This window comes from Flavobacterium sp. PLA-DH12, from assembly GCF_059511845.1.
Map to the genome: position 1 here is coordinate 46,219 of NZ_JCAMPD010000003.1, position 21,706 is coordinate 67,924.

The window sequence follows — 21,706 nt, forward strand, 5'->3', positions numbered from 1 at the left end:
TCGCAAAGATTCACAAAGCTACACGGAGAGTCACAAAGTTTATTTAATCGGCAAGGTCAGTTTATAAATCTTCGTTTCTAAAAGATCCGTATCATTATCCTCGCAAAGCAAAAATTCGATTTTATTGTTTTCTTTTTTATAAAAAGTTAAACCTTCAAATTTATTGGTTGCCGTAATTTTTTGAGTGAAATCTATTTTCATCGTTTTAACATCGATTCTTCCAATGAAACTTCCTAAAATTACGCCATCGTCATAAGTCGATTTGGTATCTTCGGCAGTTGAAAGGAAATAGATTTTATCATCAACTAAAATAGCATCGGTAAAACTGGAACGAACGCCTTTTATTTTTGGCAATTTGTAATTGACAGAAATCAAGGCAAATTCTTCTCCAAGATTTTTAGCGTGAATGGTAAAAATCGTGTTTTTGTTAGAAATGCCATTTCCTCGATTGAATAAATACCAGTTTTCTCCGTCGAAAATAGCGCCTTCCAGATTAAAATCTTCTGGTTTTATTTCCCCGAAATTCTGCATTACGGCATACAAATCGACTAAATTGTTCTTTTGTAAAACGGTTTTTGATTTCATATCAAACTCAATCATTTTGTTTCGGTTTTCGGTAGAACCAGAACCAAAAACATAAAGCGTATCATTATGATGTGTAAGCGATTCAAAATCGGGTTTTAAGTTTTTCGGAATATTTTGTGTAGGATTATCAACTAAAGCATGCTGATTCAATTGCTGATTCTGCATATTGTATTCGTATAAGAATCCGCTGTTGTCGCCAATTACATAAAGTGCGTCATTATTGTAAAATAATCCCGATGCCGAACCGATTCCGATAATTTGAAATAATATTTCTAATGTGAATTTTTCCATTAAATGTTGTTTTTTATTGCAATGAATAGCTGTTCCGATAGCTATCGGAATTCGTAAAATTACTATATTTATAAGACAAAAAATGAAAAAGATATGAAATCAATAGACCCGAAAGATTTTAAAGTTGTAGATAAAATAAAGCTCAAAGAAATTCCGACTGTTTTGAATATCAAAGCCGATGACGATGAAAAAGAAGAAAAACTAGATAAGGTTCAAGCCAAATTGAGCGATTTGCAAGACGTAATGTATGCGCACAATAAATACAGCGTTTTGATTTGTCTTCAAGGAATGGATACTTCGGGAAAAGACAGTTTGATTCGAGAAGTTTTTAAAGAATTTAATCCGCGTGGGGTAGTAGTGCATAGTTTCAAAACACCAACTTCTACAGAGCTGGAGCATGATTATTTATGGCGCCATTATATCGCTTTGCCAGAGAAAGGAAAGTTTGCCATTTTTAATAGAACACATTACGAAAATGTTTTGGTTACACGCGTGCATCCTGAATATGTTCTGGCTGAAAATCTTCCAGACATTAATTCTGTCGATGATATTACACCTGAATTTTGGAAAAACAGAATCGAACAGATTAACAATTTTGAAAAACATATTTGCCAAAACGGAACAATAGTAATGAAATTCTATCTTCACTTGAGCAAAGAAGAACAGCGTCAGCGTTTGTTGCGCCGTTTGGAAGAAGAAAAACACAATTGGAAATTTTCGCCAGGTGATTTGAAAGAACGTGGCTATTGGGACGAATATATGAAGTATTATGAAGAAGCTATCAATAAAACTTCTACACCTCATGCGCCATGGTATATTATTCCTGCCGATGACAAAGAAATGTCACGTTATATTGTAGCCAAAATTATCTGGGAAGAAATGAAAAAACATACGGATATTAAAGAACCAGAGCTGGACGAGAAAACAGCAATAAATATTGAATTGTATAAGAAAGAATTAGGAGAGAAGTAATTGGATAATTGAGATAATTGGTCAATTAGATAATTTTTTGACCCCGATAAGTTTTAAAAAACTGTCGGGGTTATTTTATATTCCATTGGTCAAAAATAAAAAACCCGACAGACTTGGAGACTATCGGGTTTTTACCAAAAACAAAATAATAAATTAAACCTATTTTTTATAGTTTAAAACCATAAGCAACACGCAATGCTACCTGATTGGTTCTAAAATCATGATAATCTTCATAACGAACACTTAAGTCGATAAATTTGTTAGCATACCCAATTCCTGGAGCCCATAAAAAAGTTGTTTTGTCATAACCGTTTGTTACAGCAAAACCGGCACCAACTTCACCTAATACATAAAATTGATCTTTTAAAACAAAAGCTTTAAAACCTGCTTTGGCTGGAATAAATCCAAGATCTTTTACGTTATTTCCAAGATCGTCTTTTCCCATAAATAGATTCGTAAATCCTGTTGTTAGGGTCAAAGATGTTTTTTTGGAAAGATCATACTGTAAACGAACATCTCCCCCAAGAGACCAGTCGTAATCATTGTCGGTTGGCAATCCTCCATTTAAACCAAAACCTAATCTAAAACCTTGGTCGTAATTTGTTGCTTCTGTCTCTTGAGCAAATGTGGTGTTGGCAAATAAAAATGTGAAAGCAGCTAGGCATAACATCTGTAATTTTTTCATGGCTTATATTTTTGAAATTTCTATAATGTAAAATTATATTGGAGGCGTTTGGAGTTTGTTATACAATTTTCAGGTTTCGTTACATAATATTGAGGTGAGCTTATTTTTGTCTTAAAATTGGCATATATTTTTATTAATTGGATAGAATTCCAAGCTTCTGACTATCTTTGCCGACTAAAAAAGAATACAAGTGAATTTAAAGCAGTACACCAAAGAGTTTTCGTATAATTTAAGACTGGCTTATCCTGTTATTTTAGGAATGGTCGGACATACTTTAATTGGTATTGTCGATAACATAATGGTGGGAAAAATAGGAAGTACAGAACTAGCGGCAGTTTCGCTAGGTAACAGTATGATTTTTATTGCAATGTCTTTAGGAATTGGATTTTCTACAGCAATAACTCCAATCGTTGCAGAAGGTGATGCAGAGAAAAATGATACTAAAATTCGCTCTGCTTTTCATCATGGTTTATTTCTGTGCACTATTTTAGGATTAATTCTTTTTACGGTAATTATGTTTGCCAAACCAATAATGGAATTGCTAAAACAGCCAGCAGATGTTATCGTACTTGCAAAGCCTTATTTAGGATGGGTGGCTTTCTCGCTGATTCCTTTGGTAATGTACCAGGGTTATAAGCAGTTTGCTGACGGAATGTCATTAACCAAATATTCGATGTATGCTATGGTTATGGCAAATGTGCTTCACGTCGGAATTAATTATGTTTTGATTTATGGAATCTGGATTTTTCCAAAAATGGGAATTATTGGAGCCGCTTTGGGAACTGTAATTTCGAGAATATTTTTGGTCATGTTTATGCATATCATGCTTTCAAGAAGAGACGATTTAAAACGCTTTTTTAAAGGTTTCAGTTTTAATGAAATAAAAAAAGCAACAATAGAAAAGATTATTAGCATCGGATTTCCTTCTGCAATGCAGATGCTTTTCGAAGTTGTGCTATTTACCGCTTCAATCTGGCTTTGCGGAAATATTGGAAAAACAAGTCAGGCAGCTAATCAAATTGCATTAAGTTTAGCATCAATGACTTTTATGTTTGCCATGGGATTGAGCGTAACTTCGATGGTTCGTGTCAGCAATCAAAGAGGTTTGATGGATTATAAAAAGCTAATTGTTGTAGCGCGTTCTATTTTCCTGCTTGCTATAATCTTAGAAACAATTTTTGCAATTTTCTTTATTATTTTCCACGATTATCTGCCTTATATTTTCTTGAATATGGAAAACACAGGACAGATTTTAGATAACGAAGAAGTAATAGGAATTGCTTCAAAATTACTTTTAATTGCTGCAATTTTCCAGATTTCTGACGGAATTCAGGTTGTGGTTCTCGGAGCATTACGTGGATTGCAGGATGTAAAAGTACCAATGTATATTACTTTTGTAGCTTATTGGGTCATTGGTTTTCCTATTTCGTACTATTTAGGAGAACACACCGAATTGAAAGCACAGGGAGTTTGGATCGGACTTTTGGCAGGTTTAACCGCAGCGGCAATTTGTTTGTATATTCGTTTTCATTACCTAACAAAGAGATTAATTATTGATTCAGATCTAAATAACTAAATTTGAATAAAAAATAAGTCGAAGATTGTAAAGCTTAAAGTCAAGAGAAATTCTTTTAATCTGTATAATCTGAGACAAAAAAAATAACCATTAAAAAAAATAATAGATATGGAATTACCTAAATTTTTACTTGGAGATAATACCGATTTTCCAGACGATATTTTTATCATTCACCTAGATTACCCAAGATTTATTATCAATTTGAAAGATGATGAGGTTGAGTTTTTAGAAGAACCAGAAGATCTTGACGAAGCTGAATTAAACGCCGAAATGGAAAGTTTAATTGAAAAAGCAAATGAGTTTTACGACAGAGAAATTAATCGTTACGAAGAGTAATCTATTTTCTAATCTTACGTTCTTATACTATTTTTAATGAAAAATTTACGTTTTTTAAAACCTATTTTCAGTTTTATATTAATCGGATTATTGATTACCACTTTAAGCCGAATCTTTTTGTTTTTTCTTTTTAAAGAAAGAGTAGTGCAGACGCCAGATTTCTGGTATATTTTTCCAATCGGATTACGAATGGATTTAATATTACTGTGTTATTTGTCATTTTTGCCAGCAGTTCTAATTACTTTTTTGCCAAATAAATGGATAAAATTCACCAACAAATTTCTGGTAATTTATAGTTTTCTATTCCTGTTTTTAATTCTTTTTGTAGAATTAGCTTCTCCAGATTTTGTAAAGCAATATGATACACGCCCAAATAAGATTTTCTTAGATTATCTTATTTATCCAAAAGAAGTGGTTGGAATGCTTTTAAAAAGTTATCTGACTTCAATCATTGTGACTTTTCTAATTCTTGGCGTTGTAATTTATTTTGCTTTCAAAAAAGGAAAACAATTATTTTATACAACCAGTGCAGAATATAAATTCAAATTAATGGTATTTCCATTAGTGGCTTTTTTATTGTTTTTCGGAGCACGTTCAAGTCTTACTTCAAAACGTCCTATTAATGCTAGTAATGCTGTTTTCTCAACAGATCAGCTTACAAATACTTTGGGATTAAATTCATTTTATACAGTTGCTTTTGCCGCATATTCAATCAAAAATGAAGGAAATACTAAAATGTATGGTAAAATGGATGAAGCCGAAGCTATTGCTCGTGTAAAGAAATACATGATAGCAGGACCAAACGATTTTAGCGATAAAGACATTCCGTTTTTGCATGTACAGCAGCCAGATTCTGTTATGAAAAAGCCCTATAACTTGGTGATATTTTTACAGGAAAGTTTAGGTGCAGAATATGTTGGAATTTTGGGAGGAAAGCCTTTAACACCTGAATTTGATAAATTATCTAAAGAAGGATTATTGTTCACCAATTTGTATTGCACAGGAACCAGAAGTGTTCGCGGAATTGAAGCAGTTGTAACTGGATTTTTACCTTCGCCATCAGAAAGTGTAGTGAAGCTTGGAAACTCACAGCAAGGATTTTTTACATTGGCAGACGCATTAAAGCAAAAAGGTTACGACACAAGCTTCATTTATGGTGGAATGGCCAATTTTGACAATATGGCTTCTTTTTTTAACGGAAATGGTTTCACAGACATCGTAGACCAAACTGATTTTGAGTCAGATGGAAATAAATATGCTTTCAAAGGAACTTGGGGTTATTCTGATGAAGATTTGGTAACCAAAGCCAATCAGTATTTCAAATCAAAAGGAGATAAACCATTTTTCTCTTTAATGTTCTCGACTTCAAATCACGAGCCATTTGAATATCCAGCCGGAAGAATTAAGCCTTACGATAAAAAGCCTAATACGGTAAACAATGCGATGAAGTATGCCGATTTCTCTATTGGGAAATTCTTTGAAATGGCAAAGAAAGAACCGTACTTTAAAAACACGATTTTCATTGTAATTGCTGACCATAACACAAGAACTTACGGAAAAAATTTAGTGCCAATAAACAAATTCCATATCCCAGCATTTATTATGGGACCAGGAGTTCCAAAAGGAGCTGTTTATGATAGATTGGCAAGTCAGATTGATATTCCACCAACATTGTTAAGTTTTTTAGGACTTCCATTTGAAACTCCAATGGTAGGTAGAAACCTAAGTAAATTGGATCCGAAAGTGCAAGGAAGATCTATTATGCAGTTTAATGATATCAATGCATTTAGAGTTGAAAATCAGGTTGTGATCATGCAGCCAAATTTGAAACCATTACAGTTTGAAATCAAAAATGATACAACTTTAGTTCCAGTTAAATTAAATGAAGAATTAGCAAAAGATGCTTTGGCGCATGTAATTACAGCAGGAAATTTATATAAAGAAAGTAAATATAAGCTTAGACCTAAAAAATAAAGATGCTAAGGTACTAAGTTGCTAAGCTTCTAAGTTTTGTCACATTGAGCGAAGTTGAAATGCTATATAGTTCTTGACTCCACTCGAACAGACAGGAAACCTTAGTAACTTAGAAGCTTAGTATCTTAGAACCTTTTTTTAAAATATAATTTTAACAACTCAGAAGCAGCTGCAAAAGATGAAATCTCATTGTTTTGCACTGCATTTTTGCTTTCTTCTAAAAGCGAAATGATATCAGGCTGGTTATAGAAATTCTGTTTCAATTGTTCGTTGATGGTTTCCATCATCCAGAAGTGGTTTTGTTCGTTTCTTTTTTCTTGAAAAAATCCTGATTCTTTTGTCAATTCTAAATAATTAGAAATTGTACTCCAAACTTCGGAAATTCCGTCTTTTGTCAGTGAACTGCAAGTGGTTACTTTCGGCTGCCAATTTGATTTTTTGGGAGGAAATAAATGCAAAGCACGATTAAATTCCAATTTCGCCTGATTAGCTTTTTTTATATTATCTCCGTCCGCTTTATTAATGACAATTGCATCTGCCATTTCCATAATACCGCGTTTAATGCCTTGAAGTTCATCGCCTGCGCCAGAAATTTTCAAAAGCAAAAAGAAATCGACCATACTGTGAACTGCAGTTTCGCTTTGGCCAACACCAACTGTTTCGATAATAATAGTATCAAAACCTGCGGCTTCACAAAGAATAATGGTTTCGCGGGTTTTTCGCGCCACACCTCCCAGAGTTTCCCCAGAAGCACTAGGGCGAATAAAAGCATTTTCGTCTTTTACCAATTCTTCCATTCGGGTTTTATCTCCCAAAATACTTCCGTGCGAAAGCGAACTGCTTGGATCGACTGCCAAAACAGCTACTTTTTTTCCTAATTGTGTGAGATGTTTTCCAAAAGCTTCAATAAAAGTGCTTTTTCCAACTCCAGGAACACCTGTAATTCCAATTCGAACTGATTTATTGGCATAAGCTAAACAGCCTTGAATGACTTCGTCAGCTTTATCAAAATGGTCAGGATTGGTGCTTTCAATTAAAGTAATGGCACGACTTAAAGAAGTTCTATTTCCTTCTAAAATTCCATTAATTAATTCTTGAGAAGTAGGTTGTTGTTTGCGTTTGCTTTTAATTTGATTGATAGCCGAAATATTGGTGATTTCGGGAGGTGAAATTCCAGCTTTTTCAGAGATGCTACCAGTTTGTTTATTAGAATTTGACAAAACGCACTTTTTAGAACTGTAAAAGTACAGAAAACAAAGACAGTTTCAAAAAGTTAGTTTGCCACGAATTACACGAATTTCCACTAATTTGTTATTCTCAAAGGAGTAAAAAAGGTTTGCCACGAATTACGCAAATTTTCACTAATTTTTCCTTCAATATTAATAGAAAAATGATTTGTGAAAATTTGCGTAATTCGTGGCAAAAAACTTAGATTCTAACTGTCTTAGCGACTTACTATATTTTTTAATATCCAGCTGTAAAGCGTACTTGGTGATGTTTTGGAGTTTCTACTTCATCAGCAATAACAACTGCTAAATCTTCTACAGATAAAATGCTTCTTTGCTCGTCATTGAAAACAGGATTTTCTAAGCCTAAACGGTATTTTCCAGTTCTTCCTGTTTTAGTTCCAGCATGCATTTCGAAAGCAGGACTAAAGAATGCCCAATCTAAATCTTTTTCTTCTTTAATAATGTTTAAATAATGTCTCGCAGCATTTGCGCCAGGGAAGATCTCTTTTGGAAAATCTGGAGTATCTACCGCTTGTAAATCTGGAGCTACATATAAACTTCCAGCTCCACCAATTGTAATAAAACGTTTAACTCCCGTTTTTTTAACCGCTTCCTGAATTGCTTTAGAACCTGCTAAAAAGTCATCGTAAATATTTGGGTTTGTCCATCCTGGGTTATAAGCGTTAACCACAGCATCGTGACCTTTTAAAATTTCTGCCAAGGCATCTACATTAAAAATATCTGCGGCAACCCATTTAGCGTTTGCTGTGTCTTTTGGAGTTCTTGCAATAGCAGTGATTTCATGTTTTCTATCTGCTAATTCGTTTAAAATTGCTGAGCCAACAAATCCTGTAGCTCCAATAAGTGCGATTTTCATAGTATATAAATTTATTTAGTAATAAAAAATGTTACAGTTTTGGGTAAAAAAATAGTTTTTAAAATTGATTCGAAAAATCCTCCAGAGAGATGTTCTCAAGCTGAGCACTTACTTTATCATTCATTTCTTTATACAAAGCTTCCAGATTCTGATTGATGTTTTTTCCAACAGGACAATCAGGATTTGGCTGATTCTTTGCGAAACCTAAACCAATGGTTTCAAAAGTCATTTCGAATATTTGTTTTAAAGTCAGTTCAACAGGATTAACCGCCAATTTTGTCCCGCCATTTTTTCCTTCTTTACTTTCTACAACATGATGTGCTTTTAGATTGGCAATTTCTTTTCGAACCAAAACAGGATTTAGATTAATACTTCCCGCAATAAACTCCGATGACAAATAATCATTTGGGAATTTATGGAGCAAAGTAAGAATGTGAATCGTTATGGCAAATTTACCTGAAATCATACTGTAATAAAATATGTTACAAATTTACGTCTTTTTGTAACACAAAGTACTAATTTAACTATTTTTTTTGAAATGTGTGATGAGTGATTGATTAAAAGTGATTGGTATTCAGTAAGAAGCGATTGTTTTTTATTGAAATGTTATATGTTTAACAAAAGAAAATCAGTAGTTATGATTTATTCAAAAAGCGAATTACTATTTACTTTTCGCTAATCACTAAATTTGAAATACTTATTTTTGTCTTGATCTTACTATATGAACAACTTTATACTAATATTTTTCTTTCTTTCGCTGGGTTTGGTTTTACAGCATGTAAAACAATTTCCGACTCATATTTACAAAACGCTCAATAAAATTGTTATTTATTTCTGTCTTCCAGCGATTACTTTATATCATATTCCGAAAATAAAATGGAGCAGCGAATTGCTATTTCCAATAGGAGCAGGGTGGATTACTTATATTCTGGCTTTTATCTTTTTTCATTTTTTGGGAAGAAGAAATGGCTGGTCGAATAAATTGATTGGCTGTCTGATTTTGACAGCTGGTTTGAGCAACAGCTCTTTTCTAGGTTATCCGATTATTGAAGCTTTGTTTGGAAAGAAAGGTTTAGAAACTGCAGTTTTAGTAGATCAACCAGGAACTTTTGTTGTGGTTTCTACTCTTGGCGTTTTTACTGCGGCCTTTTATTCTAAAGGAAGTCCAAATGCATTTGGGATTTTTAAAAAGATTATTCTATTTCCGCCCTTTCTAATGTTTGTATTGGCTTGTTTCATGAATGTTTTTGATTATAATTTAAATGAAAATTTTCAATCTATATTACTGAAAATTGGAAGTTTGGTAACACCTTTAGCATTACTTTCTGTTGGCTTGCAATTGACTTTCGATCGAAAAAGCCAGCATTGGAAATTTTTACGTCTTGGACTTTTCTTTAAACTCCTTTTGATTCCTTTTATAATTTTTGTACTATACGTATTTATTTTTAACCAGCATTCTGAAGTTATAAAAATTACTATAATGGAAACTGCTATGGCGCCAATGATAACAGGTGCAATCCTTGCTTCAACTTACGGATTAAAACCTAAATTAAGCAGTATGATGATCGGTTTCGGAATTCCGATTTCCTTTGTAACGCTTGCTTTCTGGTATTTTGTTCTAAGTTTTATTTAGTTCAAAATAGTAATTATATCGACAAAGTAGAATTTTAACTTTTTTTAAGAAAATCAATGTTTTCTATATCCTTTTTTTGGTTAATTTTAGATGAACTAAAAAAATGAAATTATGTCAACATTAAGATTAGGCGATATAGCTCCTGACTTTCACGCAGAAACCACACAGGGACCAATTAATTTTCACGAATGGCTAGGAGATTCGTGGGGTGTTTTATTTTCGCATCCAGCAGATTTTACGCCGGTTTGTACTACTGAATTAGGAACTGTGGCGAACTATGTGCCAGAATTCAAAAAAAGAAATACTAAGGTTATTGCTTTGAGTGTAGACGGTTTAGATTCGCACAAAGAGTGGATTAAAGATATCAACGAAACTCAAAATACAGAAGTAAATTTTCCTATCATTGCTGATGAGGATAAAAAAGTAGCTAATTTATACGATATGCTTCATCCAAATGCTAGTGATAAATTTACTGTGCGTTCTGTTTTTGTTATCGGACCAGATAAAAAAATCAAATTAACGCTGACTTATCCAGCTTCTACAGGAAGAAATTTTGATGAGTTGCTTCGTGTAATTGACAGTTTGCAATTAACTGCAAATTACAGTGTTGCTACTCCGGCAAACTGGAAAGATGGAGAAGACGTAGTAATTGCACCAGCAATTCCAGACAGTGATATTCCAGCAAAATTCCCAAAAGGACATACACCAATTAAACCTTATTTGCGTTTGACACCGCAGCCGAATAAATAGTTTTTTTGAGGTTCTAAGATATTAAGGTGCTAAGGTTCTAAGTTTTTCTTAGAATTTTAGCATTTTTGTTTTTATGAAAAGCAAAGAAAATTAAAAAGCGTTGAGGCTTTCAATTTATGAAAATTTCAACGCTTTATATATAAAAGCTTAGAACCTTAGCACCTTAGAATCTCAGAATCTTACTTAGCCGCCAACAAAGCATTCATTTTTTTCTTGTCTCCCACAACCCATAGTATGTCGTTTTTCTCTAAGATTAAACTAGATTCTGGATTTAGAATACGGTTTCCATTTCGTTCAATTCCTACTACCATTCCGTCTGTTTTAGCTCTAAATTGTCCAATACTTTTTTGAATGAATTCGTCTTGAGAAACCTCTAGCTGGCGTAAAACAATATCGGTTTCTTCTACTTTAGTAGGTGGTTCAGTTTCGTTTTGAGTTAAGAATTTTGTGAATTCTGCAATTTGCGCGTCAGTTCCAATTACGCAAATTTCATCGCCGGGAAATAAACGTTCTGTTTTGGTAGGAATCGGAATGGTTACTTCTCCTCGTTTAATGTAAGCGATATTGATTCCTAATTGTTCCCGAATCTTCAATTCCTGTAAAGTTTGTCCAACCAAATTGGATTCTTTTTTAATTTCGAAGAATGACATGTGCCCATCCCATGGCATTAAATTGGCATATCGTCTATCAATCTTTTTGTTTTCACGATCGTTGAGGTTTTTCAAAAAGTGATTTTCGATTTTATGATACTGCTCGTTTAGTTTTTTAGGGAAAATTTGATAAGCACCAATTGCTATAATTAAGGCTACAAATGCAACCAAAGGAGAGAAGAAAATATTCAGTAAGAATCCGACAAAGAATAATCCAAGGCTCATTCTAATCAGAATCAGCATTAAAAGCGCTCCACGATATTTACGTTCTTCCCATAACGCTTCAACTTCGTCTACTTTAACTCTACGAAGTGAAAGAGCCCATAAAAAAGGCGCAATTACAACCAAAGTTAATAAAGCAGCCAAAGTATTTCCAAATCGTGTATCGGCAACCAAAGGCGCTACAAATTTAGACGATAGTAATATAATAGCGGTAATAATGATTGTGTGAAGTATAATTTGTGTAATAGAAGAGCGAAGTACAATCTGCCAAGTGCTGACAGATTTAATTGCTTGCGCATTTACACTATATCGGTTAATGTTTTTTACCCATCTTTTTGGCATTTTAGATTCCAATACCAACGCAAATCTTTCCGAATATTTAATTAAGAATGGTGTCGTAAATGTGGTAATTGCAGATACAGCTACGATAATTGGATATAGGAAATCACTTGTAACTTTTAGAGACATTCCGAGAGTTGCAATAATGAATGAGAACTCACCAATTTGAGCTAAACTCATTCCGGTTTGAACAGATTGTTTTAATGGCTGACCAGAAATTAAAGCTCCAATAGAAGAACTAAATGCTTTTCCAAATATGGTCAATAAAGTAATTATAGCTACTGGAAGTGCGTAATTTACCAAAGTAACCGGATTGATTAACATTCCCACCGATACAAAGAAAACAGCGCCAAAAAAATCTTTTACAGGCTGAATTAAGTGTTCGATTTTTTCTGCCATCGTAGTTTCAGCAATAATAGATCCCATGATAAAAGCACCTAAAGCTGGAGAGAAACCTACATTTGAGGCAAAAATAACCATCATTAAACATAATGCCAATGATATAATCAGGAGCATTTCGTCGGTTAAGAGATGTTTTGCTTTTTTAAAAATAGTTGGAATAATAAAAATTCCTCCTAAGAACCAGATAATTAAAAAGAAAATTAGTTTTAAAACAGATTGAAGTAGTGCTGCGCCCGAAACCTGATCGCTTACGGCAATTGTTGACAATAAAACCAGCATTAAGATGGCAACAATATCTTCTACAATTAGAGCGCCGAAAACAATCCCGACGAACTTTTTTCCTTTTACACCCAGCTCATCAAAAGCTCTAATGATAATAGTTGTCGAAGAAATAGAAAGTGTAGCTCCCAGGAAAATACTGTCCATTTTTCCCCAGCCCATCCATTGCCCGACACAATAACCAATTACGGTCATAAATAGAATCTGGGTTATGGCGGTGACAGACGAAGTCCCTCCAACCTTCATTAGTTTCTTAAAGCTGAATTCGAGTCCTAAACTGAAAAGCAAAAATATAACCCCAATTTCTGCCCAAACTTCAACACTTTTCATGTCGGTTATAGAAGGGAAGAAATCAAAATGGTTTCCAGCTAGAAATCCTGCAATCAGGTAGCCTAAAACCAAAGGCTGTTTCATTTTTCTAAATAATAGAACGGCAATTCCGGCAGTCATCAGGATTAATCCTAAATCACTAATTAAAGGTTGTAAATGGTGTGTAGTTTCTGCAGCGGCATTTAGTGCAATCATATAAAAAGGTGGTATTTTTTTTAAAGAGTTGATCCAGCTTTTTGTTTCAAATGAAATTCATTAGCTCCAATTAATATAAAAGGAGTGTAATCTGGATTTGCCTCTGGATTTAATAAAAAAAAGCTATCTCGATAAAGATAGCTTTTTCTGGTAAAATATTTGGTATTTTTCTTAAATTCCTTGCGTGATTGCTCGGTTTTTTTTGGATTATGTCCCTTATTCTATTTTGACTGTGCCTACATTAACATCTCTGTAATATAGATTAAATGTAGAAACTTTTAATGTTAGCGGAATAATAAAAAATAACTCAGCTTTAAAGTTTTTATAAGCAGTTTGTCCAAAATATACAATACTGGAATCAGGATTTTTTTTTAGTTCCAAACTCAACTGCAATTTCAGAGTTAGTATAACCTGCTATATTAAATTTGTCAAATTGATCTATTTCAGTGCTTTTGTATTGAGGCAAATTGCTGCTGTAATCTTTATTTTCAGATTTCGTTTTTCTAAAATAATTTCTTTCAGGATTTCCTACAATAGCTGCATAACCTAAATAATCTCCGAGACGATATCTTATTTTGTTAACAGTATCTAGTAATGCAAAAGCACTTATTCGGGCATGATTTTCTTCTATTGACTTGACTTTACACTTGACCATAATGTACTTATACTGCGATTGGTCAAATTTTATGCCTCTCAACATTAGAGTAGAAAATTCGGAAGGTTCTTTTGCCTTTAGAATTTCTATTTCAATTCCGTTAACTACTTTTTTTTTGTGCATAAATAGATATGCTGAAAACAAATAATACAAGGAGTAAAAAACGATATTGCATCAAATTAAATTCCTGTGTAATTACTAGGAGTTATAGCTAACAATTCGGCTCTAACTGAATCTGAAACTTCTAAAGTTGCAATGAAATTATGAATCGCATTTTTGTCGATAGCTTCGTTTGTTCTCGTTAAACCTTTTAGAGCTTCGTACGGATTTGGATAAGCTTCACGACGTAAAATAGTCTGAATAGCTTCTGCCACAACTGCCCAGTTTTTCTCTAAATCTTCAGCAAATTTACCTTCGTTTAAAAGTAATTTGTTTAAACCTTTCAAAGTTGCTTCAAAGGCAATAATAGTATGTCCAAAAGGAACACCAACATTACGTAAAACAGTACTGTCAGTTAAATCACGCTGTAATCTTGAGATTGGCAATTTCGCAGCTAAATGCTCAAAAATAGCATTTGCAATTCCTAAGTTTCCTTCAGAGTTTTCAAAATCAATTGGATTTACTTTATGCGGCATTGCAGATGAGCCAATTTCTCCAGCTTTGATTTTCTGTTTGAAATAATCCATTGAAACATAAGTCCAGATATCACGATCTAAATCGATGATAATAGTATTAATTCTTTTTAAAGCATCAAAGAAAGCAGCAAAATGATCGTAATGCTCAATTTGAGTGGTTGGGAAAGAATGTTTTAAGCCAAGATCTGTTTCAACAAATTTATTTCCGAATTGTTTCCAGTCAATTTGTGGGTATGCAACATGGTGTGCATTGAAATTTCCTGTTGCTCCTCCAAATTTAGCAGCAAACGGAATATTGAATAACAAACGCATTTGCTCTTCTAAACGCTCTACGAAAACCAAAATTTCTTTTCCTAAACGAGTAGGAGAAGCTGGTTGTCCGTGTGTACGTGCCAGCATCGGAATGTCTTTCCATTCAACGCTTAATTCTTTTAATTTTGCAATTACAGCAATTAAAGTTGGCATATAAACTTGCTCAAACGCTTCTTTTGTAGAAAGCGGAATAGCAGTGTTATTAATATCTTGAGATGTTAATCCGAAATGAATGAACTCTTTGTACTGAGATAAACCTAATTTTTCAAAAGCATCTTTAATAAAGTATTCAACCGCTTTTACGTCGTGGTTAGTTACTTTTTCTGTTTCTTTAATCCAAAGAGCGTCTTCAGTAGAAAAGTTTTTGTAGATATTTCTCAAGCTTTCAAATAAACTAGCGTCAATACCTTGCAACTGAGGCAACGGAATTTGGCATAAAGCAATGAAGTATTCCACTTCAACCAAAACGCGGTATTTTATTAAAGCTTCTTCAGAGAAAAAAGGTGCTAAATTTTGAGTTTTATTTCTATATCTTCCATCAATTGGCGATATAGCATTCAATTCGTTTAGAGTAGTCATTGTGATGTTGTTTTTTCGAAAGGTGCAAATATAAGGTATTGTTAAAACTTCTGAAAGTTATATTGATGCTTAAATTATGGTTTTGAAAATTTTATCCCAGATTGTAAAGTAAAAACCATAATTTTTAGACTCATTTTTATGATGATCATTATGAAATTTAGTGGTTGAAATCCATTTTGTGAAGTAATTGCTATACCAAAAAAAAGGAAATATGTCCTTTTTTAAATGCCCAAATATTCCATAAGAAAGATTTAGAATCAAATAAATAATGATACTCAAATAATTAAACTTCAAAGTCGTAATTAAAAACAGCCAGATAAATCCAAAACCTAAAGTTTCAATTGGATGAAGAACATATAAGCTATAAACATTGGTCTCTACATGTGTATGATGCAGTTTATGAATCGGATACATCCATTTTAAATGATGAACCAAAAAATGAAAAATAAACATAAAAAGATCCATTAAGAGAATCAACAAAAGTGTATCGAAAATGATAAGTTTAATAGACGCTGAAAAATCTACTCTCAGAATTCCGTATTGATACAATTTGAAACCAATTAAAGTTATAACTGTGTTACAAAAAAGCGTAGAAAGTACCCATTTCTGATCTTTAGTCTGTAAAAAGGTATTTTCAGATTCGATTATTTTTCCAATTAAAACAGATAAACCAACTAACACTAAATTTTCTATCAAAAAGAAAACAAAGAGGTAGATTGTGTTAAATTGACTTAACTGTTGTAACCAGCTTTCAAAAATCATGTTGTTTTTTCTAAGTTCAGTAATTTTTCTCTTAAATCGGCAACTCCTTCAGAAGCAAATTTGGCAATAGTTTCTACTTTATTTCTAAGATTCGGAATTGAAATTGGTTTTGGATCAATATAAAAAACAGGAGTTGTACTTGGCGTATAAGCAATTAATCCTGCCGCTGGATAAACTTGCAGAGAAGTCCCGATTACAGCAAAATAATCTGCGGTTTCGGTAATGTCAATAGCTTCTTCGAGTGCAGGAACTTCTTCGCCAAACCAAACAATATGCGGGCGTAATTGATGCCCGTTTGTATCTAAATCTCCACTTTGCAAATCTTCAGTCCAATCTAGAATTAGATTTTTATTTTGTGTACTTCGTACTTTTAATAATTCGCCATGCAAATGCAAAACATTTGTACTTCCGGCACGTTCATGCAAATCATCAACATTTTGGGTAATAATGTAAACGTCGAAATCTTTTTCCAATTCAGCCAAAATAATATGACCCAAATTCGGATTTACTTCTTTCAGCTGTTGGCGTCTTTTGTTGTAAAAATCGAGAACCAATTCCTGATTTTTATGCCAGCCTTCAGGAGTGGCAACTTCCATTACATCATGTCCTTCCCATAATCCATCACTGTCCCGAAATGTTTTTATGCCGCTTTCGGCGCTAATTCCTGCTCCTGTTAAAACAACAAGTTTCTTTTTCATTTTTTAAAATTTATTCTTTAGTGGCTTATTGCAAAATTCATCAATATATTAAATTGGAAAGGTAGTTTTTTCTTACTTTTATAAAATGAAAAAGCTGTTTTTATTATTTCTATTCTTAACAACCGCAATTGTTTGTGCTCAAACCAAAAATAGAAAATTATTTTATGTGGATAGTGCAATAACTTCTTTTTCGTTTGTGAAAGTGCAACCATTATCTTTTATGGAATATAAAAACTTTTTGTATTCCTTAAAAGCATATTCGATTTATAATCCAAAACCTGGATTTTTGCCAACTAATACAAAATCACAACATTATTATTCTCTTGCCAATACCAATAAATTGCTCAAGATGGAAATGAGCTCCATTAAACCCCAGCCAATTTTCCCAGATGAGGATAATAATAAATCACTTAGAGATGCTATTTTTGAAACCGTTTTAAGTTCTATTTTTGAATAAAAATGAAGGTAAAGCAACAAAAAGATTTCTTTAAAATGTATTTTTGCGATAAAATAGTATTAAAATGATTGATTTAGATTACTTAGCTTTTCTCGAAAATATATTAACAGATAACCGCAAAGAAAGATTTTTAGAAGTATTAGGAAACCGCACCAAACACTTTACTGTTGCAGTAGAAGATGTTTATCAGATGCACAATACAAGCGCGGTAATGCGAAGTTGTGAAGTTTTTGGAATTCAGGAATTAAATGTAATTGAGCAGCGTTTTGGAAAAAGAATCGACAAAGAAATTGCACTTGGTGCACAAAAATGGGTAGACATCAACCGATTTGATTCGGTTTCTGGATGCCTTTCTGATCTTAAAAGCAAAGGATATCAAATTATTGCCACAACTCCACACGAAAAAGATTGTATGTTGGAAGATTTTGATATTACAAAACCAAGCGCATTATTCTTCGGAACAGAAAAAGAAGGTTTGTCAAAAGAAATTATGGACAACGCAGATGGTTTCTTAAAAATACCGATGGTTGGTTTTACAGAAAGTTTAAATATTTCGGTTTCGGCAGCGATTATTATTCAAAGCTTAACAAACAGACTTAGAAGATCTAATATTGATTGGAAATTGACCGATGAAGAAATTTTAGTAAAACGTTTGCTTTGGGCGAAAAACTCTATAAAAGATATAAAACGAATTGAAGAACGTTATTATCAAGATAACCCGAAGAATTAGTGTTCAGTATTTAGTGTTCAGTCTCAGTCTCAGTTTTAGCACTAAGGGAATGTATTGTAAATAAAGATAATTTTCTAAAAAAAAATAAAAGACCGATAGTTTAAACTATCGGTCTTTTTTATGGAATTTAAAGTATCAGTCTGTAAACTGTGATTACGACTGAATACTTAAAAAATATTAGTTAATTAAAACCCAAGTTCCAGCTGCGATTAAAGCTTCAGCTTTTTTGTACTTCATTGTTTCTGTTTTACCAGTAGCAATTTCTTGAACGACAACAGTATCATTTCTGTTGATTTTTGGCATATCTCTAACGATAGTTTCAGTAACCTGACGCTGTTGAGTTTCTCCAGCTTCACGGTTCATGCTTTCGCTGTTTGGAATTTCGTCTTTACTTAATTGTAAATTTTCTTTTGGACGCGCTACTTCTCTTGCTTCGTGAATTTCAGGAACGTTTTGAGCTGGTAAATCACCTTTGAATAAGAATGAAATTACTTCTTTGTTAACGTTATCCAACATTCCTCTAAACAAGTTGAAAGCTTCTAATTTGTAGATTAGCAATGGATCTTTTTGCTCGTGAACGGCCAATTGAACAGATTGTTTCAATTCGTCCATTTTACGCAAGTGTTTTTTCCAAGCTTCATCAACAATAGAAAGAGTGATGTTTTTCTCGAAATCAGCGATTAATTGAGCACCTTCGCTTTCGTAAGCTTTTTTCAAGTCAGTTACAACATTCAAAGTTTTGATTCCATCAGTAAATGGAACTACAATTCTTTCAAAATGATTGTTTGGCTCTTCGTAAACTCCTTTAATAATTGGGAAAGCTTCTCTTGCACTTCTTTCTGTTTTTTCGGTATAGAATGCTAAAGCCTCTTTGTATACTTTTCCAGTAACTTCAATATCAGATAATTTTAAGAAATCTGCTTCAGAAATTGGAGATGTGATTCCGAAATAACGAATTAAATCAAACTCAAATCCTTTAAAATCATTTGTTACTTTACTGTTGCTTACAATTAATTCGCAAGTGTCATAAAGCATATTCGCAATATCCAGTTTCAAACGCTCTCCGAACAATGCGTGACGACGACGTTTGTAAACTACTTCACGTTGAGAGTTCATTACGTCATCATATTCTAATAAACGTTTACGAACACCAAAGTTGTTTTCTTCTACTTTTTTCTGAGCACGTTCGATAGATTTAGTCATCATAGAATGCTGAATAACTTCACCTTCTTTCAATCCCATTCTGTCCATCACTTTCGCAACTCTTTCAGAACCGAATAAACGCATTAAGTTATCTTCAAGAGAAACATAGAATTGAGAACTTCCTGGATCTCCCTGACGGCCAGAACGACCACGTAACTGTCTGTCTACACGACGAGAATCATGACGCTCTGTACCCACGATTGCTAAACCTCCTGCAGCTTTTACTTCTGGAGATAATTTAATATCGGTACCACGTCCAGCCATGTTTGTTGCAATTGTTACAACTCCAGCTTTACCAGCTTCTTCAACGATTTGTGCCTCCTGCTTGTGCATTTTAGCATTCAATACGTTGTGTGTGATTCCTCTCATTTTAAGCATACGGCTTAATAATTCTGAAATCTCTACAGAAGTTGTTCCAATTAATACTGGTCTTCCAGCTTGAGATAATTCAGTAACATCTTCGATTACAGCGTTGAATTTCTCACGTGTTGTTTTGTAGATATAATCTTCTTTGTCAATTCTTGCAATTCCACGGTTTGTTGGAATTTCAACAACATCCAATTTATAGATTTGCCATAACTCGCCAGCTTCTGTAACTGCTGTACCCGTCATACCTGCCAACTTGTTGTACATTCTGAAGTAATTCTGTAATGTAACAGTTGCGAAAGTTTGAGTAGCAGCTTCGATTTTTACATTTTCTTTAGCTTCAATCGCTTGGTGAAGACCGTCAGAATAACGACGACCATCCATGATACGACCAGTTTGTTCATCGACAATCATAATTTTGTTGTCCATGATAACGTACTCTACGTCTTTTTCGAATAAAGCGTAAGCTTTTAAAAGTTGAGTAAGAGTGTGGATACGCTCGCTTTTTACTCCGAAATCTTGGAATAATCTTTCTTTAGCTTCAGCTTCGGCGTCTTTATCTAATTTTTGTTTTTCAATCGCAGCGATTTCTGTTCCAATGTCTGGTAAAACGAAGAAATCTGCATCTGTATCTCCAGAAAGGTATTTAATACCATTATCTGTTAATTCTACTTGATTGTTTTTCTCTTCAATCACAAAATACAAAGCTTCGTCAACTTTGTGCATTTCACGATTGTTATCTTGCATGTATTGATTTTCAGTTTTTTGAAGCAATTGTTTAATTCCTTCTTCACTTAAAAATTTAATTAATGCTTTATTTTTAGGTAAAGATCTGTAAGCTCTTAATAATAAGAAACCTCCGTCTTTAGTATTTCCTTCTTTGATTAATTTTTTAGCTTCAGCTAAGAAACCATTTGCTAACTGACGTTGTTGAGCAACTAAGTTTTCAATTTTTGGTTTCAATTCGTTGAATTCGTGACGATCTCCCTGAGGAACTGGTCCAGAAATGATAAGCGGAGTTCTAGCATCATCAATTAATACAGAGTCAACCTCGTCGACAATTGCAAAATTGTGTTTTCTCTGCACTAAATCGCTTGGAGAATGTGCCATGTTGTCTCTTAAATAATCGAAACCAAACTCGTTGTTAGTTCCGTAAGTGATATCAGCGTCGTATGCTTTCTTTCTTTGTTCTGTACTTGGCTGGTGATTATCGATACAGTCAACAGATAAACCGTGGAATTCGAATAAAGGAGCTTTCCATGTGCTATCACGTTTTGCCAAGTAGTCATTCACTGTTACTAAGTGAACTCCGTTTCCTGTCAAAGCGTTTAAGTAAAGAGGAAGAGTAGCAACCAAAGTTTTACCTTCTCCCGTTTGCATTTCGGCAACTTTACCTTCGTGCAATACCATACCACCAATTAACTGAACATCGTAGTGAATCATGTCCCAAGTGATATCTTTTCCAGCAGCATTCCATTTGTTTGCCCAGATCGCTTTTTCGCCATCAATAGTAATATATGATTTTGTTGCTGAGAATTCGCGGTCTTTTGCAGTTGCAGTTACCTCGATATGTGAGTTTTCTTTAAAACGACGAGCCGTTTCTTTTACTACAGAAAAAGCTTCTGGAAGAATTTCCAATAAAGTTTTTTCAGAGATTTCATAAGCCTCTTTTTCAAGAGCATCTATAGCATCGTAAATGTCTTCTCTTTTATCGATGTCTTCGATGTTTTCTACTTCTGCTTTAAGCGAAGCAATTTTAGCATCTTTGTCAGCTCTAGCTTCTTTTATTCTATCTTTAAAATAAACGGTTCTAGCTCTTAATTCGTCATTTGAAAGACTCATTAAAGGAGCTTCGAACGTTTTGATTTTGTTTAAGTAAGGTTGTAAAGCTTTGACATCTTTTTGCGACTTATCGCCGACAAAGACTTTAATAATACTGTTTATGAAACTCATGATTTATTGTATTTCTTTATTATATAATATG

19 protein-coding genes are annotated in these 21,706 nt (G+C 33.5%); 8 read left to right on the forward strand and 11 right to left on the reverse strand.

The window, feature by feature from the left end:
• Nucleotides 1-39: 39 nt before the first annotated feature.
• Nucleotides 40-876 (reverse strand): DUF6929 family protein, encoded by an 837-nt coding sequence (locus tag AC5ZCW_RS06540; protein ID WP_343541210.1) that lies wholly within the window; start codon nt 874-876, stop codon nt 40-42.
• Nucleotides 877-969: 93 nt separating this feature from the next.
• On the opposite strand from AC5ZCW_RS06540, the gene AC5ZCW_RS06545 reads away from it, so the two are divergent.
• The gene (locus tag AC5ZCW_RS06545; protein WP_496118626.1) at nt 970-1,848 is read left to right on the forward strand and encodes a PPK2 family polyphosphate kinase; all 879 of its coding nucleotides are present in this window, start codon (nt 970-972) and stop codon (nt 1,846-1,848) included.
• A gap of 166 nt (nt 1,849-2,014) precedes the next feature.
• On the opposite strand, the gene AC5ZCW_RS06550 is transcribed toward AC5ZCW_RS06545, so the two are convergent.
• Nucleotides 2,015-2,533: a hypothetical protein gene (locus tag AC5ZCW_RS06550; RefSeq protein ID WP_343541214.1), complete on the reverse strand. Its 519-nt coding sequence runs from the start codon at nt 2,531-2,533 to the stop codon at nt 2,015-2,017.
• A 190-nt stretch (nt 2,534-2,723) separates the two neighbouring features.
• Here AC5ZCW_RS06550 and AC5ZCW_RS06555 point away from each other — a divergent pair, with 190 nt between their 5' ends.
• The 3 genes from AC5ZCW_RS06555 (at nt 2,724) to AC5ZCW_RS06565 (ending at nt 6,419) form a co-directional block, all read left to right on the forward strand.
• The gene (locus tag AC5ZCW_RS06555; protein WP_343541215.1) at nt 2,724-4,109 is read left to right on the forward strand and encodes an MATE family efflux transporter; all 1,386 of its coding nucleotides are present in this window, start codon (nt 2,724-2,726) and stop codon (nt 4,107-4,109) included.
• 108 nt (nt 4,110-4,217) lie between these two features.
• Entirely contained in the window at nt 4,218-4,445 is a 228-nt protein-coding gene (locus AC5ZCW_RS06560; RefSeq protein ID WP_008468034.1) for a DUF8828 family protein, read from the forward strand.
• 36 nt (nt 4,446-4,481) lie between these two features.
• Nucleotides 4,482-6,419: an LTA synthase family protein gene (locus AC5ZCW_RS06565; protein ID WP_496118629.1), complete on the forward strand. Its 1,938-nt coding sequence runs from the start codon at nt 4,482-4,484 to the stop codon at nt 6,417-6,419.
• 125 nt (nt 6,420-6,544) lie between these two features.
• Here AC5ZCW_RS06565 and meaB read toward each other — a convergent pair whose 3' ends face one another.
• The 3 genes from meaB to AC5ZCW_RS06580 all read right to left on the reverse strand — a co-directional run bounded on the left by meaB (nt 6,545) and on the right by AC5ZCW_RS06580 (nt 8,991).
• On the reverse strand, nt 6,545-7,639 hold the full coding sequence (gene meaB / locus AC5ZCW_RS06570) for a methylmalonyl Co-A mutase-associated GTPase MeaB (RefSeq protein ID WP_496118631.1): 1,095 nt from the start codon (nt 7,637-7,639) through the stop codon (nt 6,545-6,547).
• 244 nt (nt 7,640-7,883) lie between these two features.
• On the reverse strand, nt 7,884-8,525 hold the full coding sequence (locus AC5ZCW_RS06575; RefSeq protein ID WP_496118633.1) for an NAD(P)-dependent oxidoreductase: 642 nt from the start codon (nt 8,523-8,525) through the stop codon (nt 7,884-7,886).
• A gap of 58 nt (nt 8,526-8,583) precedes the next feature.
• Nucleotides 8,584-8,991 carry an RrF2 family transcriptional regulator gene (locus tag AC5ZCW_RS06580; protein WP_496118635.1) on the reverse strand — a complete coding sequence of 136 codons (408 nt, stop codon included), beginning with the start codon at nt 8,989-8,991 and terminating at the stop codon, nt 8,584-8,586.
• Nucleotides 8,992-9,246: 255 nt separating this feature from the next.
• Here AC5ZCW_RS06580 and AC5ZCW_RS06585 point away from each other — a divergent pair, with 255 nt between their 5' ends.
• Nucleotides 9,247-10,158: an AEC family transporter gene (locus tag AC5ZCW_RS06585; RefSeq protein WP_496118637.1), complete on the forward strand. Its 912-nt coding sequence runs from the start codon at nt 9,247-9,249 to the stop codon at nt 10,156-10,158.
• Between the two features lie 111 nt (nt 10,159-10,269).
• The gene (locus AC5ZCW_RS06590) at nt 10,270-10,908 is read left to right on the forward strand and encodes a peroxiredoxin (RefSeq protein WP_111363956.1); all 639 of its coding nucleotides are present in this window, start codon (nt 10,270-10,272) and stop codon (nt 10,906-10,908) included.
• Between the two features lie 179 nt (nt 10,909-11,087).
• Here AC5ZCW_RS06590 and AC5ZCW_RS06595 read toward each other — a convergent pair whose 3' ends face one another.
• From AC5ZCW_RS06595 to AC5ZCW_RS06615, 5 genes are all read right to left on the reverse strand, one after another.
• The gene (locus tag AC5ZCW_RS06595; protein WP_496118639.1) at nt 11,088-13,325 is read right to left on the reverse strand and encodes a cation:proton antiporter; all 2,238 of its coding nucleotides are present in this window, start codon (nt 13,323-13,325) and stop codon (nt 11,088-11,090) included.
• A 358-nt stretch (nt 13,326-13,683) separates the two neighbouring features.
• Complete coding sequence (locus AC5ZCW_RS06600) at nt 13,684-14,103, reverse strand: hypothetical protein (RefSeq protein ID WP_343541223.1); 420 nt, start codon at nt 14,101-14,103, stop codon at nt 13,684-13,686.
• Between the two features lie 56 nt (nt 14,104-14,159).
• Nucleotides 14,160-15,506 (reverse strand): adenylosuccinate lyase, encoded by a 1,347-nt coding sequence (gene purB, locus AC5ZCW_RS06605; protein WP_496118641.1) that lies wholly within the window; start codon nt 15,504-15,506, stop codon nt 14,160-14,162.
• Nucleotides 15,507-15,575: 69 nt separating this feature from the next.
• Nucleotides 15,576-16,268: a sterol desaturase family protein gene (locus tag AC5ZCW_RS06610; protein WP_343541227.1), complete on the reverse strand. Its 693-nt coding sequence runs from the start codon at nt 16,266-16,268 to the stop codon at nt 15,576-15,578.
• A complete protein-coding gene (locus AC5ZCW_RS06615; RefSeq protein WP_343541228.1) occupies nt 16,265-16,966 on the reverse strand; it encodes an SIR2 family NAD-dependent protein deacylase in 702 nt (233 codons plus the stop codon). Before AC5ZCW_RS06615 ends, AC5ZCW_RS06610 begins: the two co-directional genes overlap by 4 nt.
• Before the next feature lie 85 nt (nt 16,967-17,051).
• Between AC5ZCW_RS06615 and AC5ZCW_RS06620 the strand changes: the two genes are divergently transcribed.
• Together AC5ZCW_RS06620 and AC5ZCW_RS06625 are read left to right on the forward strand one after the other, a co-directional pair.
• Nucleotides 17,052-17,423 carry a hypothetical protein gene (locus AC5ZCW_RS06620; RefSeq protein WP_343541230.1) on the forward strand — a complete coding sequence of 124 codons (372 nt, stop codon included), beginning with the start codon at nt 17,052-17,054 and terminating at the stop codon, nt 17,421-17,423.
• 64 nt (nt 17,424-17,487) lie between these two features.
• Nucleotides 17,488-18,153 carry a TrmH family RNA methyltransferase gene (locus tag AC5ZCW_RS06625; RefSeq protein ID WP_496118644.1) on the forward strand — a complete coding sequence of 222 codons (666 nt, stop codon included), beginning with the start codon at nt 17,488-17,490 and terminating at the stop codon, nt 18,151-18,153.
• A gap of 177 nt (nt 18,154-18,330) precedes the next feature.
• Here the strand turns inward: AC5ZCW_RS06625 and secA are convergent, their stop codons facing one another.
• Nucleotides 18,331-21,675 carry a preprotein translocase subunit SecA gene (gene secA, locus AC5ZCW_RS06630; RefSeq protein WP_496118646.1) on the reverse strand — a complete coding sequence of 1,115 codons (3,345 nt, stop codon included), beginning with the start codon at nt 21,673-21,675 and terminating at the stop codon, nt 18,331-18,333.
• Between the last annotated feature and the right edge of the window lie 31 nt (nt 21,676-21,706).

What these genes read in the sequence shown, in the direction of transcription:
- AC5ZCW_RS06560 (WP_008468034.1), top strand. Translation starts at nt 4,218, where the DNA reads ATGGAATTACCTAAATTTTTACTTGGAGATAATACCGATTTTCCAGAC.
- AC5ZCW_RS06545 (WP_496118626.1), top strand. Translation starts at nt 970, where the DNA reads ATGAAATCAATAGACCCGAAAGATTTTAAAGTTGTAGATAAAATAAAG.
- AC5ZCW_RS06615 (WP_343541228.1), bottom strand. Translation starts at nt 16,966, where the DNA reads ATGAAAAAGAAACTTGTTGTTTTAACAGGAGCAGGAATTAGCGCCGAA.
- AC5ZCW_RS06595 (WP_496118639.1), bottom strand. Translation starts at nt 13,325, where the DNA reads ATGATTGCACTAAATGCCGCTGCAGAAACTACACACCATTTACAACCT.
- AC5ZCW_RS06590 (WP_111363956.1), top strand. Translation starts at nt 10,270, where the DNA reads ATGTCAACATTAAGATTAGGCGATATAGCTCCTGACTTTCACGCAGAA.
- AC5ZCW_RS06550 (WP_343541214.1), bottom strand. Translation starts at nt 2,533, where the DNA reads ATGAAAAAATTACAGATGTTATGCCTAGCTGCTTTCACATTTTTATTT.
- AC5ZCW_RS06580 (WP_496118635.1), bottom strand. Translation starts at nt 8,991, where the DNA reads ATGATTTCAGGTAAATTTGCCATAACGATTCACATTCTTACTTTGCTC.
- AC5ZCW_RS06620 (WP_343541230.1), top strand. Translation starts at nt 17,052, where the DNA reads ATGAAAAAGCTGTTTTTATTATTTCTATTCTTAACAACCGCAATTGTT.
- AC5ZCW_RS06540 (WP_343541210.1), bottom strand. Translation starts at nt 876, where the DNA reads ATGGAAAAATTCACATTAGAAATATTATTTCAAATTATCGGAATCGGT.
- purB (WP_496118641.1), bottom strand. Translation starts at nt 15,506, where the DNA reads ATGACTACTCTAAACGAATTGAATGCTATATCGCCAATTGATGGAAGA.
- AC5ZCW_RS06600 (WP_343541223.1), bottom strand. Translation starts at nt 14,103, where the DNA reads ATGCACAAAAAAAAAGTAGTTAACGGAATTGAAATAGAAATTCTAAAG.
- secA (WP_496118646.1), bottom strand. Translation starts at nt 21,675, where the DNA reads ATGAGTTTCATAAACAGTATTATTAAAGTCTTTGTCGGCGATAAGTCG.
- AC5ZCW_RS06575 (WP_496118633.1), bottom strand. Translation starts at nt 8,525, where the DNA reads ATGAAAATCGCACTTATTGGAGCTACAGGATTTGTTGGCTCAGCAATT.
- AC5ZCW_RS06625 (WP_496118644.1), top strand. Translation starts at nt 17,488, where the DNA reads ATGATTGATTTAGATTACTTAGCTTTTCTCGAAAATATATTAACAGAT.
- AC5ZCW_RS06565 (WP_496118629.1), top strand. Translation starts at nt 4,482, where the DNA reads ATGAAAAATTTACGTTTTTTAAAACCTATTTTCAGTTTTATATTAATC.
- AC5ZCW_RS06610 (WP_343541227.1), bottom strand. Translation starts at nt 16,268, where the DNA reads ATGATTTTTGAAAGCTGGTTACAACAGTTAAGTCAATTTAACACAATC.
- AC5ZCW_RS06585 (WP_496118637.1), top strand. Translation starts at nt 9,247, where the DNA reads ATGAACAACTTTATACTAATATTTTTCTTTCTTTCGCTGGGTTTGGTT.